The following is a 14,417-nucleotide window of genomic DNA, read 5'->3' as shown; positions in this document are numbered from 1 at the left end:
CCAGTTATCAGTGACCAGTGAACAGTAACCAGTCAACAGGGAACAGGGAACAGGGAACAGGGAACAGTGACCAGTTACCAGTTATCAGTTACCAGTTATCAATGCCTTTTGCATGATTGCATGATTGCATGATTGCATGATTGCATGATTGCATGATTGCCTCTTGCCTCTTGCCTATTCACGGGTCACTGCTAACTGTAAAAAAGCCACACATTCAACGTGAGGGGTTTGGGGAAAGAAATCAACGGGCTGAACCTGAGTTAGGTGATAAAATCCATTTTCACAGAGTATTTTTAAATCACGGGCGAGGGTAGAAGGCTTACAACTGACATAAACAATCTGAGTCGGTTGCAACTTTAACAACATCTCGAGAACGGTGCGATCGCATCCTTTGCGGGGCGGATCGAGTAAGATTATATCAGGTTGAATGCTTAAGCGAGATAAAATTGTTTCTACCGTTCCCACCTCAAACGAAACGTTATCAATGCCATTTAACCGAGCATTTTGGTAAGCAAGCTGTACAGCAGTCGGTTGCATTTCAATCCCAATCACCTGTTTTTGGGCAGTTTTTTGTGCAGAGGAGGCAAGTAACTGTAACTGTTTAGCCAGGGGTAGCGTTAACGTTCCGATGCCACAATAGGCATCAATAATGATCTCCTCCCCAAGTAAGTTTAACTGCGGTTGAATCACTTTCAGCACCGCTTCCGCCGCTTCGGTATTCACCTGAAAAAACGTTTCAGGAGTCAGATGAAAATTCAACCCCGCAAATTCTTCTCGCAAGAACCCTTGACCCTTGACACAGTTAGTCTGTTCTCCAAAAATAACATTGGTTTTGTCAGGATTAAGATTTAGACAAACCCCGACTAAATTAGGATATTGCTGTAACCAGGTTTCGGCTTGTTCTTCAAGTCGGGGTAAGGGGCGACAGGCGACTAGGGTTAACAAGATTTCTCCGGTTCGTCGTCCAATTCGCAGCGATAGATGTCGGATCAGACCCCGATGTTGCTGTTCATTATAAATCGACCAGCCTTGCTCTTGAATATCTTGTTTAATTTTGGCAAGGAACGGATCAAGATTTTCGTCTTGTACCGGACATTGATTGAGATTAATCAGACGATGAGATCCTTTTTGATAATATCCTGCCTGCACTTGACCCGTCGATGACCGACTCAGGGGGTAAGTCGCTTTATTGCGATAATGGAGTGCAGAGGGCGAGGGTAAAATCGGACTCACAGGGGGTTGAGGAAAGCCGCCAATGTGTTCTAAAGCTTCAACCACTAAATGCTGTTTTGTGGTCAGTTGAGCGTCATAATCAATATGTTGCCACTGACAACCGCCGCATTTATCCGCGACAATACAAGCGGGGCGAATGCGTTGGGGAGAATGGGTGATCAGTTTTTCCAGTCTAGCGATCGCGTATTTGCGCTTAACGTGAATGAGTCGGGCTATAATGCGATCGCCAGGAATGGTATCAGGAACAAACACCACCTGGTCTTGGTAGCGTCCTATCCCTTCGCCTGTGTCGGTCAAGTCGGTAATTTCCAGTTCAAGCCGTTGACCCTGTTGGTAGTCGGAATCAGTCATGGATTTGGAGTTCAGGTAAAATTTGTCAGATGTTAAGTTTTACACAAATAACAATAAGGATTATTACTCACTGTTTTGTTAAAATTAGCGACCTATTGGTTTGTGTATCCGAGAATCGCTAAACTACTTAATGTTATCTTGACAAATTCTAATTACAGATGACTGTAGTAAGCCAAGTTATTCTCAAAGCTGACGATGAACTCCGTTATCCTAGCACTGGTGAACTCCGAGCGATCAGTGACTTTTTAAAGACGGGGGAACAACGAGTCCGCATTGCCAGCACCTTATCTGAAAACGAAAAGAAAATTGTTGACCGCGCCAGTGGTCAACTGTGGAAAAAGCGTCCTGACTTCATTGCCCCCGGTGGTAACGCTGCCGGACAACGGGAACGGGCGCTGTGTCTACGGGATTATGGCTGGTATTTGCGTTTGATTACCTACGGGATTCTCTCTGGAGACAAAGACCCGATTGAAAGCATTGGCTTAATTGGGGTCAAAGAGATGTATAATTCTCTCGGCGTTCCGATGCCTGGAATGGTTGAGGCAATTCGCTGTTTGAAGGATGCTTCTCTCGGCTTGCTAGATGAAGACGATGCCCGTGAAGCGGCGCCTTATTTCGACTTGATCATTCAAGCGATGTCTTAATTTGTTTGGTATTAACCTACCTGCCTGTACTGTCAGGCTTAAAAACCCGGTTTCGTAGGAGTTACCGGGTTTTTTAGGTGTAATCATCAAAACGGTTCATATTATGTCCGGTTGATTAATTCTGTTATGGGGTGGGGCGGGTTTATCTCAATCTCGCAGTAGTGCTAAAGATATTGACTGAACCCGCCCCTACAGAATCATTATTGATTAGTCGGACATGATATCACAAATGGCTTCCGGGTTAATTTTGCCTTGATATTCACAGGAAAATCCATCTTCGCACCATTGTTGAAGATTAACATCTTGAAGATGAACCACGTTAGAACAAGAGGGTTGAACGAATTGACTCACCAACGCCCAAATGACAGCGCGAGTCAGATCAAGTCCTGTTTTAATCATAGACTCTCGATTTCCCGGAACCCCACTTTCAGGAACCAGTTGGGGTTCAACCCAAATTCCATGAGCGCCTAAGATAATTTGCGCCATCCACAGCGCCCGAGGAAGATGACTTTTTGAAGTAATTAACTGAATATGACGGGCTTTCCACCGACTGAGAAGCGGCTGAGAGAAGACAAAATTACCCAAGGTTGAGTCCGCGCATTTTTCTAACCAAACCTGTTCTACGGGGCTTCTGTTGCGTTCAAACAGCTTTAAAATACAAGGGTCATCCGAACCCGTTGAAATTAAAATGCGAGTGTTGGGAGACTGGGTAGCTAACTGAGAGACAAATATTTCTCGCTTGATGCTTCCCCCCAAAACAAAAAAGGTATCGACAGGCTGTTGGGCGGCGGAGGGTAAAGCCATCACTTGATGAATCAGTCTAACAGAAGTCACCATCAGCAAAATTCCCAGAACAATCAATAGAACCTTTTGAAAAAGTCTACGTCTGAATACTGAGTGTTTGCTCGAGTGATGGCTCATAGAAATTGAGNGAGGGTAAAGCCATCACTTGATGAATCAGTCTAACAGAAGTCACCATCAGCAAAATTCCCAGAACAATCAATAGAACCTTTTGAAAAAGTCTACGTCTGAATACTGAGTGTTTGCTCGAGTGATGGCTCATAGAAATTGAGTGAACGTTGAAACTGTCTCGATTGTACTTAATTTAATCCCATCTAACACCAGATTAATCTCACACAGCATTAGGACATATTAATCTGAAAACAGAAAGAAGAAAACCACGAAGACACAGAGAACACAAAGCGAACAAATATTCGTGACTTTTTGTCTTTTTAATCGATAAACAGTTTCTCGCTACTAGGGAGAGATGCAAATCACAAGAGATACTCTTCGTGTCTTTGTGTCTTTGTGGTGATTATAATGATAAAATTATGATTCTGCTTTCTCCGTTTCATAGGATTGAGGAGAAAGCATAGGATAAGAAATTCCTTCTTTTGCAAAAACTTGTTTAGCTCGCTTAATTAAGTCCGTTTTATAAATAAATTCATCCCGTGCATCAATGGGATAACATTNAAAATTATGATTCTGCTTTCTCCGTTTCATAGGATTGAGGAGAAAGCATAGGATAAGAAATTCCTTCTTTTGCAAAAACTTGTTTAGCTCGCTTAATTAAGTCCGTTTTATAAATAAATTCATCCCGTGCATCAATGGGATAACATTTGAGTTTAAAGTTAGTTACCCAAGGTTTTTCATCCATAATTACCAAAATCGGTAACATTAATTGTGTATATTTACTTGTATAGGCGACTCGATATAAAATTTTCATTACGATTTCAACATCAACAGTATGCTCAAAATAAAAGTCGGCGACAACTTGAGCTTCTACATCTCCTTTATTGGAATTTGAAATCGCTTCTGTCCAGATTTTATTATGGGGAATTGAGACAATATTATCATCGGGTGTCTGTAAACGAATCCCTCGTAAACCATAGTCAACAATCTCACCATATTCATCTCCTATTTTAACACGATCACCGAGTTGATAGGGGCGTTCAAACAAACCAATAATTCCCGCAATGACTGAACTGATATAATCCTTAAACGCAAAACCCAAAGCAACAGCAATCGTTCCGGTTAAAGCCAAAACATTGTTAGAAGAAAGCTTCAAAAATAACTGAATCAACAGAATGCTAGCTAAACCGAGTAAAAACGCTCTCAAAAAGGGTAAAGATTGCTTCACAGTCAAGCGAAATCTTAGAGGAACTTCTTCTGCTAACCAATGAATTAACTTATCAATAGCAAACATCCCCAAGTAAGCAACAGCAATAATAATAACAGCCTGAATGACTTTAGAAGTCGTAATTTCTGAGAGGAGTTCAGAAGCGTCTTCTAAGCTGTTAGCATTATTTATTTGAACCCAAAAATATTCGCGTAGCATTAATCCTTTTCTCCAGCTAAAATTTTATTATTAATTAAATCTTGTTTGAGCCGAGAATAATAAACTGGACTTAATTTTAATAATTCCTGTTGTCGCATAATAATTCCGGTTCGTAATAACTTCTGTACTTGAATTCTTATCCGACTTTCTGGCTCGGCTAAACTCACGGCTAAAGCAGATAAACTGATTTCTCCATGTAAGGCAATAGAAGATAATAAATATTGATCTTCTTTCGTCAGTCCCGGTAAATTTCGGAGCGTTGCTCGTTTGAGAATTAAACGTTTTTCTGGTTTATTTTCCTGAATTTCTACCGTTTGTGAGTCCGTTTCTTCTGGCTGTTTAACATATTGTAGAGAATCTAACCAAAGATAAGCAGCATTCTGACTTAATCCCTCTGAAATACTAGCTAAACGCTCAAAATATTGCTTTTCATCTTGAGAAATCCAGGTGGTATCTTGCTCTTTCCATTCTTCTGATTTATGATTATCATTCTCTTGATTATCATCACCAAACTCGATCTCAAGGGTTTCATAAATTGGAGTTAACCAATGTTTGAGTTCAACTGCATTCAAACTCGGTAAAGGGAAAATTTGCTCAAAGCAAGTATTAACTTTATAAATAGATTTAAAATAGTTCCAAGTCCATTTATTACAACCCACCACCCAAAAACAAGACGAATCTTTGAGAATCAAATCATACAAATATTCGACTGCATCTAATCCCTCAACACAGCGTAAAAAACATAAACTCAAGTCAGGAATAATCACTAAAGATTGGGGATTTATGTTCTTCTCAATATCCTCAGAATTGTCTGTTGATTCAATTTGGCTTTGAAGCTGACTTTTGAGTGTCGCATAGTCGTCAGGGCGAGTCGTCCAAGATAAGAATTTTAGGGGTAAAGCTTGCTCATTAACTTGCTTAAATATTTCCTGAAAAACACCGTTTTTAGGTTCAATAGAGTCGAATAAGATAAACAAATGATTATCCGAATATTGGTCTTTTTTCCAGGGCGTTAAAACTTCTGAAACTTTAGTTTTAATTGCGTTTTGATAAGCTTCAGGTAAGGATAAAGACTGAATTTTAGTTTGAAAATTTGCAACTTCTTCAGAGGAAAGCGGAATATAATTCTGCTCATTAAAGCGGGCTTCAAGTTCAGCCGCTTGAGCCTCAATCTGGGCTTGAGCTTTAGGAAACCAAGCCTTAACCTTTTGAATAAGATCTCCGATCTGGAAGTTCATCTGAATAGTTAGTTTACAACTGCGTTACACTTGATCAAAATGATTACCAGTATCTAAACTAACTGGCCCTGCTCCAAAATAGGATACCATTAATAAAGCTCCAATTAAACCTAAATTTTTAAGAAAAGCTGTTGTTTCTGTCGGATCAGCGAGGAAATTATGAAAGACTAATGTTGTCGGAATCAAAAAGGCAATTAAAAGACAAGCCCCGATACGGGTTTTATATCCTAATATTAACGAGATTCCCCCGACTAATTGAAAAATAATATTCCCCAGTAACATTAAAGCCGGAAAAGGTAATCCTCTATCTGCTATCATTTGTTGAGTTGCTGCAAAGCTAAAAATTTTACTAATCGCTGAATAGAGAAAGATAGTCGATAAAAATGAACGTCCAATTAAAGGAATATATTTCATCGGTTTAGACCCTCGACTAACAGTTAAAATAGGTTTAGATGCTGATGGAAAAGACTTGAACTCAGGGTAAGGCGGAGTGATGGGTTTAACAAAGCGAGAATGTAGCAAACAATCACAAATCCAACTATAAGCAACATTCAAACGATTACGCCCACCAGGAAGATAATATAAATGAATTCCTAGCCACATGAGCCATCCCGAGATACCCTTCAGTTGTAATTCGTCTTTGCTAACAACACCTGCATTTCGCCCAATAATAGCCGCTTTACCTTTATCAATATATTGAAACGCTTGGGGAGACTCGCCGCGAATTTGTTTGATAATATTATGAGCGGCTGCTTCTCCCTGTTGCAAAGCTTCCGGTGCCACTCCTGCTAACACCTCATCTCGCAATTTGACATAAGCAACATCGCCAACCGCATAAACATTAGCATAGTTAGGAATTTGCAGAGTAGACTGTACAACGATTTTTCCTTTACGGGCGGTGGGAATATCTGTTGTATCTGTTGCTGGGTTAGCTTCCACTCCGGCAGTCCAAATTGTAGTCACAGTCGAGATCGTTGTACCGTCTTCTAATTCTACAACCTCTGGAGTAACACGCTTAACTCGGGTCGAAAATTGCAATTTCACGCCTTTGCGATGTAGATGTCGGGCGGTGTAGGTACTGAGAATTTCTGGGAAATTGACCAGTAAGCGATCGCGAGATTGTAGTAAAATAACTTCAGATTGTTGTCGTAATTTCGGATAATCTGCGAGTAAAGTTTGCAACAATTCCGACAAACCGCCCGCTATTTCTACTCCAGTCGGGCCGCCTCCAACAATCACAAACGTTAACAGACTTTGAAGCTGTTCGGGGATTAATTCTTGTTTAGCTTGTTGGATGCAAGTCAGCAAATGTTGTCGCAATTTTACCGCATCTGAGAGGGAAACAACAGGTTTGCTATGTTCAGAAGCACCGGGAACTTCGGAAAACTGCGGTTGACTTCCAGTGGCTAAANCTACTCCAGTCGGGCCGCCTCCAACAATCACAAACGTTAACAGACTTTGAAGCTGTTCGGGGATTAATTCTTGTTTAGCTTGTTGGATGCAAGTCAGCAAATGTTGTCGCAATTTTACCGCATCTGAGAGGGAAACAACAGGTTTGCTATGTTCAGAAGCACCGGGAACTTCGGAAAACTGCGGTTGACTTCCAGTGGCTAAAATCAGAAAGTCGTAGTCAATTTCTCCTGCATTTGTGTAAGCAATTTGACGCTCAAAGTCAATATCATTAACTTCAGCTTGTAAAAATCGAGCCTGTGGATAATTTTTCAAGACTCGACCTACTGGGTAAATCACCTGTTGGGGTTGTAGAAGTCCGGTTGCGACTTGATACAGTAAGGGAATAAAGGTGTGATAGCTGTTCCTGTCAATTAAGAGAACATTTATTCCCGCCCGGGCGAGAACTCGGCTAGCCGTAATTCCACTAAACCCAGCACCGACAATAACAACCTGATGACTTCCAGACACGCTAAGGGGTTTTGTTCATAACTTAATACATTTTAATAATCTAACAGAATCTTGATTTTAGTGATATCTATCTAAAGGCTGTTGCGTGTTAGAGCAGATATACCCTGATCAGCCAACGACGTGAATAAAAAAAACCCCAACATCAAAGCTGGGGTTAGACTATACGGGAATTTTTATAAAGATTAGAACAACCTGCAATATAGATTCAGTCTAGAGTTGGTGGCTTTTGGCTAAATTGAATTAGAGTAACTGGTTTTATTGAGTCTATTCAGCTTCAGAACGACTTGAGTCATGTTGCTATTGTACGAGTTCGCTCAGAGGAAATCTACGGGGGAAATACGGATTTTTCTCGCTGCTACTTGCCAAAAACACCCGAGAAATTACGGAGGACACTTGAGGCTTGTTTATGCTATAATACATAGCTGATTTTTCAGTCTTTTGAATGATCACGGTTTTTACGGGCAGACAAAAAAACCCAGTTTTCTAAAAAACCGGGCTTCTGAGGTTTATGGCGTTGTCGGATTACTCGTTATTGGGTTCGGGAGTTTCTTCTACATTTTCCACCGCTTCCGGTTGAGGTTCGCTCGGACTGTCCGGTTGAGCATTAGGAGCCGTTTGAGGAGCAGGGGTGACTTCAGTCGGCGTTGCAACGATACCTGCCGCCTGTTGAATTTGGTCTTTAAACGCTGCGGGCGCGAGGTCTGAAGCCTTACCAAACAAGGGTTCAGCCTCATCTAAATTCCCTTGATCCTTGAGAACCATCGCTTTAGCGAGAACGGGACGAAAATCTTGCTGATTGTTGCGGATAGCTTCATCATAGATAGCGATCGCCTCCTCGTAGCGTTTTTGTTCAGCATAGACTTGTCCGAGGATCAACTGAACAGAGGTTTCATCAATCGTATTGGGTTGAGCTTGATTCGCTTGTGGAGCGGCTTTGAGAGTATCCTGTAACAATCCGATCGCCGCTTCCGGGCGTTTTTGAGCAAGCTGTAAATTGACTAAACCTTGCAAGGCTTGAATTTGTCCTGGTTGTTTTTCCAGAATTTGGCGATAGGTTTGAGCCGCCCCTTCCTGATCCCCCGTATATTGTTGAGACTGAGCTAATAAAATGCTATATTCAGTAGCCTCTGGATTCATTTGGGAGAGCTTTTGCAAGGGTTCAACAACATCCTTGACATTGCCTTGACCCATGCTGATCAACTCTAACCTTGCCTGTAAAATCCCCCGCAGGGCCGTTTCATTATCAGGTTCTCGCTGCAAAACTAACTCATAGCCTCGGGCTTGAGCTTCTAAATCAGCTTGTTTAGCTTGAGCCGTTTGAGTCGGGGTTGGGGTTGTTTGACTATTTGAGCGGTTTCCCCCTAACAAACTGCCAATCAAAGGCCCCATAGAAAATCCTACGAAAGCAATCACAGACAGTATCAATATGACACCAATAAACCCACGACGTTTGTCTACCATAGAAATTAGACCCCTACGCTCTCTCTCGGTACAGATTCAACTCTAAAGTTGGATAAAGCAGTTTGTGCCTTGCAGCTAATATAGTAGCAGACCCATCACTACTATCTGTCAATTAACTTCCTGGCGATCTTCGCTCAGACCGAATTGATAGAGGTATTGGATAACAAGAGGTTTGTCAAAAGCATTCGGATTCGTCCGTTGAGCAAATGGATTCAGTAAAATAGGCAAATCGACAAAATTTTGAGAGCGTTAGCCTGCTACTCGAACCCCATCAATTGACAATCATCTAAAACCCATTGTGTTGTTGAGTTTCACAGTGAGCTGTCTTCAACGGTACAGGAGTCAAGGTGCAATTCAAAAAAAACATCTGACTCTCCTCAATCACTGACAGTTTAAGGTCTAACTTCAACTCAATGTCTCTGACCGAGTTGTGTGTCCACTGAATATTTTAATATTCCCAAATGGGATGTGTCTGTGCTGCTATCAGGTTCTATGAGTCCTTCTCCGAATCGATCCTCCCAAATGCCTAATTCCTCATCCTCTCAGCCGGTTCAATCTAGCGAACCTGCCGTTGATCTGTCCGTTGATCTGCCCATGAGTGCAAAGCAACTTCAAGAAAATCCCCAATCCGATCAAACGGTGATGCCCCCTGATTCTTCATCAGAACAGGCCAGCGAAACGACCTCTGAAGCTTCAGTCTCCGACACCGACTCCTCCGAAAGCGAGGATCAGCTTCTCAATGATCAGAGTCGTCTTTGGCATCCAATACCCCCTCCTAGTGAACCTCGGCAATATCGGGCAATCGGCTTGATTCGGGGGCGATACACCGCTTCGCAAGATCAATTTACTCAGGGAATATTACTCACCGCCGACGGAACGGTGATTGATGCGGTTCTTCTCGGTCGTGTTATGAGTTTGGTTAAAAAGCATATTGACCTTGACCAAGAACATCTCTGGGTTGTTTATCCCCGTACTCGCCAAAAACAAGAAAACCTGCACGTTCAGATTATGGGAGTCTGGGAACCGGAAACCTTAAAAAAAGAGGATGAAGAGTCACCCTCTACAGAAACAACGGATCTCGAATCATCCCCAACTCCAGAGACACCGCCTGTTAAACCTCCAAGCCCGACTAAAGTTGATCCCAATGCCTTACCTGATATTGAACATGGCTATTTTTCCATTCGGGGCGAAGTGGTTTACCAGTCTCAAGATGAAGAAAAATACGTGATTGTCAAAATTCGCCAATCCTCTCGGGGCGACAAAGAAAAGCCGAAGTTCTTCAAACTCAAGCTTGATGGTATGGCAGGCCCCAAAGCCGTCGGTCATTTCTGTGATCTACACGTTCAACTCGAACAAGATTGCCTTATTATTCAAGAAAGCCATGATATTGGCCTGATTCCTGTCAACAAAGGCAGAAAACCCTTTCCGGGTCGAGGAGGATCATTCCGAGGCGGTGGAGACAGAAGAGACAACTTCTCTCGTTCCTCTCGTCCTCCCGTCAAGCCGAGAACCGCTTCTTCCTCTCCGACCCGCTCACAACCGATTTCTAAGCCCGTCAAGCCCAAGCCGAAAACGGAAAATTAATCGAGTTTTGGTCTGCTTAATGCTTCTGTAGCCGACTCCTAATCAAGATTGATCTGAGATCCCCAGACATCTTGGGGAATAAAGGCTCTATCCATCGGAATAGACGCCACAGGTTCAGTGAGGGTAAACTGTCCCAATTCAATCCATTGTTTGAGTTGTTGCGCGACTTGACGAGAACGAGCTAAACTGGCTACAGGAGCAGTCCGCACCGGTTTACCCTCAATCGAAATACGGCCTTTTTTCAGTTGGGCATAACTGACTAACCCAAAAGTCGGACGCACTCGCCGAGGAATTGAAAAATCAACGACAGGAGCGACAATATCTTTATCTTGAACCGCACAATGAGCAATCACTTCTTCCCGCAAGACAGGTAACGGAATCCCCACGCCAATCATAATAGACGGCCCGTAGTTTTTGAAGTAGCAACCCCTGACCCAGTAGGAATTCATCTGTTTAGCATCCCCAATCAAGGCTAGGGTAGCCGCAGGGCCGATAGGAGTCCGGTTCGCTAGACGTTTTTGTAAAGGAAAATGTTGGGTACCTTCCCAGGTAATATACCCAATTCCGCCCCCAAAGAAAATCCGGGTGCCGATTCCAACCACTTCTAAGTCCGGATCGTTGATCAGAGGGGAAATGGCTCCCGGATTGGAATAGACNCTGTTTAGCATCCCCAATCAAGGCTAGGGTAGCCGCAGGGCCGATAGGAGTCCGGTTCGCTAGACGTTTTTGTAAAGGAAAATGTTGGGTACCTTCCCAGGTAATATACCCAATTCCGCCCCCAAAGAAAATCCGGGTGCCGATTCCAACCACTTCTAAGTCCGGATCGTTGATCAGAGGGGAAATGGCTCCCGGATTGGAATAGACGGCATTTCCTAAACGGGGTTGCAATGGCCCGAGATAGGTAAACAGTTGGCGATCGCCTCCATTTACGCCAACAATAAAATTTTGATACAGGTTTCGCGGGTTAAATAAATAAAACTGATTAATGGTGTCGCGGCTAATGGTGGTTTCTAAGGAATTGCGGGGATAACAGTCAGAGACTAATCCCGTTGAGCGCAGGGAAACGGGCTTTCCGGCGATTAAATCTTCAATTACGTGTCCCCCTCCGCGATCGCCGGATTCATCCCCATTCTCGGCGATTTGAGTGGCTCCCAGATACAAATCAACCGCCCCAAACCCACTGTAAGCTTGCACGCCATCCAGCCAACAATTCCGAATATTAATCGGAGGATCTGTTTGTCCCAGGTTAATGATCGCCCCCGAAGATTCCATCGGTTCAAAGGTGCCTGTGGTAATTACATCAACTTCTTGAGCGACTTGGGCGACACTGGTTTCAATTACTCGGGCTTTGACTTCCTCTGCGGTTAACACAACGACAGATGAGGCGCGAATTTTCTCATTAATTTNCCCGAAGATTCCATCGGTTCAAAGGTGCCTGTGGTAATTACATCAACTTCTTGAGCGACTTGGGCGACACTGGTTTCAATTACTCGGGCTTTGACTTCCTCTGCGGTTAACACAACGACAGATGAGGCGCGAATTTTCTCATTAATTTCAGCGATCGTTCTCATTATTTTAGACAGGGAACAAGTTACAGGTTACAGGTTTGTAGGGGCGGGTTCTCTCAAAATATCTGTTTCTGACAAACAACCTTGCTTAACCCGCCCTTTCATCGTCACCAGTATTGTAGGGGCGGGTTCTCTCAAAATATCTGTTTCTGACAAACAACCTTGCTTAACCCGCCCTCTAGCAGTTTCTCTCAAAATATCTGTTTCTAATTGTTTCTAGGGAATGGGAAATGGGGGACAGGTTTATATAGATTGTTGTGGAGAATATATACCTCTAGGTGGAACCAGCCCCGACGTTGAGAACTGATCACTATTTATGGGAAATGGGGGGCGGGTTTATATAGATTGTTGTGGAGAATATATACCTCTAGGTGGAACCCGCCCCTACGTTGAGAACTGATATAGCAGTCGAAGCCTTTGATTAGGACACTGTTTTTCTGTCAAATCCTTTTATGATAAAGGTTTCAATTCTGTCTCCTGTCTCGGTGTCTCCTNGATTAGGACACTGTTTTTCTGTCAAATCCTTTTATGATAAAGGTTTCAATTCTGTCTCCTGTCTCGGTGTCTCCTGACTTCTGCTATAACTGTTCACTGTTTTTCGGTTTCCCATCCATCTAGAATATCTTTAACTAAGATTTCTTTGATTAAAACTTGACCGACGACGGCTAAGGGTAAAGCCAGAAACAAGCCTAAAAATCCGAAGAAGGTTAGAAAGAAGCCTTGAGCCAGTAAGGTAATAGCAGGTAACAATGCCAATTGTTGAGCCATAACATAGGGAATTAAGAAGGCAGTTTCTAGTTGTTGGATAATAAAATAAAGCAGCACAACCAACCAGGCTTTCCAAGGGGCGTATAATAATGCGATCGCCATTGGGGGAATAACGCTTAAAACCGGCCCGACATTGGGAATAAAGTTGAGAAATCCCGCTAAAATAGCGTTAGCAAAGGCAAAGGGAATTTGCAAGACTGACAAGGCAATTAAACTACAAAGCGTCACAACACTCATATCGATTAAAGCACCAATTACCCAACGTCCGATCGCCAATTCACATCGATCTAGAATTTGATTCATGCGATCGCGATAAAATGAGGGCATTAGTCTGATCAATGCTTGACGGTAAGCGTGAGGATCAGCCAGCAGCATCATGGTTAAAATCAGCACTAAGACAATACTGAGAACTCCCCCGACTGTTGTTCCGACAAAGACTCCCACACCGCCAATCAGTTGATTTCCTAGACTTTGCAGTTGGGTGATAATCTGGTTAACATCTATCTCGGTGATGTCGCGGTTAACGAGATAGAAATATTCGCGAAACTGTTGGGGAACTTGAGTTCTGAGATAATCGATCCAGAGATCAAAACGATACAAGCCTCGTTCTATCCCTCGGGGAACTTTGGTCGCGAGTTCTTGAAATTGGTTGAGTAAGGGCGGAACCACCAGGAGAAAACCAATCACAAAACACAGGAAAAATAAGCTAACCGAAAGGAGAACCGCCAGCGATCGCTTAATTTTAAACTGTTGAAACCAACGCGCTAATTGGTTCAGAACCGTTGCTAGGACAATGGCGGCAAAAACAAGCAAAATTGCCTGTCGGACTTGCCACAGGATGTATATCGAGGCGATAATCGCATAAAAGCCAAGCCATTGACCAAGGTTCACGGGAAGTTCAGGAGTTGGGAGTTAGGGAAGAGTGTAGAGGCGGGCTTATACAGTTTACAGTTTACAGTTTACAGTTATTAGTTATTAGTTATCAGTGTTTACTCTTGACTGGTCACTGGTCACTGTTCACTGGTCACTGTAACTGCGGGTACCTCGCCAGAGGAATATTAGGGCGATCGCAATACTGGGGAAGAAAACAGCAATTAAAGTATTTGTTACGGATAATGGAATAGATAGATCAGGGCCAACATATTTAATGAAAACCGATATTGCTGCTGAGAGCAATAAGACTTTGAGGAGAAATCCGACTTTATTATCCATTATTCTCTATTTTCGTTTTTGTTAGTCCTCGACCCCCACCAACCTCCCCCTAGAAGGAGGAGGCTACTGACTGTCTTCTTACTCCCCTCTCCTTACCCCC

General features: G+C 42.9%; 12 protein-coding genes and 2 pseudogenes. 2 read left to right on the top strand and 12 right to left on the bottom strand.

Annotation, left to right across the window (positions count from 1 at the left end):
• Window positions 1-174: 174 nt before the first annotated feature.
• Entirely contained in the window at window positions 175-1,584 is a 1,410-nt protein-coding gene (rlmD, locus tag WN50_RS28305; protein WP_046280157.1) for a 23S rRNA (uracil(1939)-C(5))-methyltransferase RlmD, read from the bottom strand.
• Between the two features lie 158 nt (window positions 1,585-1,742).
• On the opposite strand from rlmD, the gene WN50_RS28300 reads away from it, so the two are divergent.
• Entirely contained in the window at window positions 1,743-2,228 is a 486-nt protein-coding gene (locus tag WN50_RS28300) for an allophycocyanin subunit alpha-B (protein ID WP_046280156.1), read from the top strand.
• A 207-nt stretch (window positions 2,229-2,435) separates the two neighbouring features.
• Here the strand turns inward: WN50_RS28300 and WN50_RS28295 are convergent, their stop codons facing one another.
• The 6 genes and pseudogenes from WN50_RS28295 to WN50_RS28275 form a co-directional block, all read right to left on the bottom strand.
• The gene (locus tag WN50_RS28295) at window positions 2,436-3,032 is read right to left on the bottom strand and encodes a YdcF family protein (protein ID WP_235441163.1); all 597 of its coding nucleotides are present in this window, start codon (window positions 3,030-3,032) and stop codon (window positions 2,436-2,438) included.
• 673 nt (window positions 3,033-3,705) lie between these two features.
• Window positions 3,706-4,566 carry a mechanosensitive ion channel family protein gene (locus tag WN50_RS28290; protein ID WP_046280265.1) on the bottom strand — a complete coding sequence of 287 codons (861 nt, stop codon included), beginning with the start codon at window positions 4,564-4,566 and terminating at the stop codon, window positions 3,706-3,708.
• Window positions 4,566-5,804 (bottom strand): hypothetical protein, encoded by a 1,239-nt coding sequence (locus WN50_RS28285; RefSeq protein WP_046280266.1) that lies wholly within the window; start codon window positions 5,802-5,804, stop codon window positions 4,566-4,568. Before WN50_RS28285 ends, WN50_RS28290 begins: the two co-directional genes overlap by 1 nt.
• A 24-nt stretch (window positions 5,805-5,828) precedes the next feature.
• Window positions 5,829-7,215 (bottom strand): annotated as a pseudogene (locus WN50_RS28280) (FAD-dependent oxidoreductase); the annotation flags it as partial.
• Window position 7,216: 1 nt separating this feature from the next.
• The coding region (locus WN50_RS37925; protein WP_425354848.1) for an NAD(P)/FAD-dependent oxidoreductase at window positions 7,217-7,724 on the bottom strand (508 nt) is incomplete at its 3' end.
• A 522-nt stretch (window positions 7,725-8,246) separates the two neighbouring features.
• Window positions 8,247-9,185, bottom strand: coding sequence for a tetratricopeptide repeat protein (locus WN50_RS28275; protein WP_046280268.1), 939 nt, complete (start codon window positions 9,183-9,185; stop codon window positions 8,247-8,249).
• Between the two features lie 492 nt (window positions 9,186-9,677).
• Between WN50_RS28275 and WN50_RS28270 the strand changes: the two genes are divergently transcribed.
• A complete protein-coding gene (locus WN50_RS28270) occupies window positions 9,678-10,769 on the top strand; it encodes a hypothetical protein (protein ID WP_046280269.1) in 1,092 nt (363 codons plus the stop codon).
• A 38-nt stretch (window positions 10,770-10,807) separates the two neighbouring features.
• On the opposite strand, the pseudogene WN50_RS37920 reads toward WN50_RS28270, so the two are convergent.
• From WN50_RS37920 to WN50_RS32935, 5 genes and pseudogenes are all read right to left on the bottom strand, one after another.
• Window positions 10,808-11,425 (bottom strand): annotated as a pseudogene (locus WN50_RS37920) (homocysteine biosynthesis protein); the annotation flags it as partial.
• A gap of 1 nt (window position 11,426) precedes the next feature.
• Window positions 11,427-12,173 (bottom strand): homocysteine biosynthesis protein (locus WN50_RS28260; RefSeq protein ID WP_235441162.1); only part of this gene is annotated, 747 nt, incomplete at its 3' end.
• Window positions 12,174-12,176: 3 nt separating this feature from the next.
• Window positions 12,177-12,340: homocysteine biosynthesis protein (locus WN50_RS37915; RefSeq protein ID WP_425354849.1), on the bottom strand; the 164-nt coding region annotated here is incomplete at its 3' end.
• 585 nt (window positions 12,341-12,925) lie between these two features.
• Window positions 12,926-13,996, bottom strand: coding sequence for an AI-2E family transporter (locus WN50_RS28250; RefSeq protein WP_046280271.1), 1,071 nt, complete (start codon window positions 13,994-13,996; stop codon window positions 12,926-12,928).
• 126 nt (window positions 13,997-14,122) lie between these two features.
• On the bottom strand, window positions 14,123-14,317 hold the full coding sequence (locus tag WN50_RS32935) for a hypothetical protein (protein WP_072075652.1): 195 nt from the start codon (window positions 14,315-14,317) through the stop codon (window positions 14,123-14,125).
• Window positions 14,318-14,417: the final 100 nt, after the last annotated feature.

The sequence above is a fragment of the Limnoraphis robusta CS-951 genome, assembly GCF_000972705.2.
The sequence above is the reverse complement of the archived record's forward strand: the minus strand, read 5'-3'. Positions and strand labels throughout refer to the sequence as shown.

Coding starts and splice junctions, on each gene's coding strand:
- rlmD (WP_046280157.1), bottom strand. CDS start 1,584: ATGACTGATTCCGACTACCAACAGGGTCAACGGCTTGAACTGGAAATT.
- WN50_RS28285 (WP_046280266.1), bottom strand. CDS start 5,804: ATGAACTTCCAGATCGGAGATCTTATTCAAAAGGTTAAGGCTTGGTTT.
- WN50_RS32935 (WP_072075652.1), bottom strand. CDS start 14,317: ATGGATAATAAAGTCGGATTTCTCCTCAAAGTCTTATTGCTCTCAGCA.
- WN50_RS28275 (WP_046280268.1), bottom strand. CDS start 9,185: ATGGTAGACAAACGTCGTGGGTTTATTGGTGTCATATTGATACTGTCT.
- WN50_RS28295 (WP_235441163.1), bottom strand. CDS start 3,032: ATGGCTTTACCCTCCGCCGCCCAACAGCCTGTCGATACCTTTTTTGTT.
- WN50_RS28300 (WP_046280156.1), top strand. CDS start 1,743: ATGACTGTAGTAAGCCAAGTTATTCTCAAAGCTGACGATGAACTCCGT.
- WN50_RS28270 (WP_046280269.1), top strand. CDS start 9,678: ATGAGTCCTTCTCCGAATCGATCCTCCCAAATGCCTAATTCCTCATCC.
- WN50_RS28290 (WP_046280265.1), bottom strand. CDS start 4,566: ATGCTACGCGAATATTTTTGGGTTCAAATAAATAATGCTAACAGCTTA.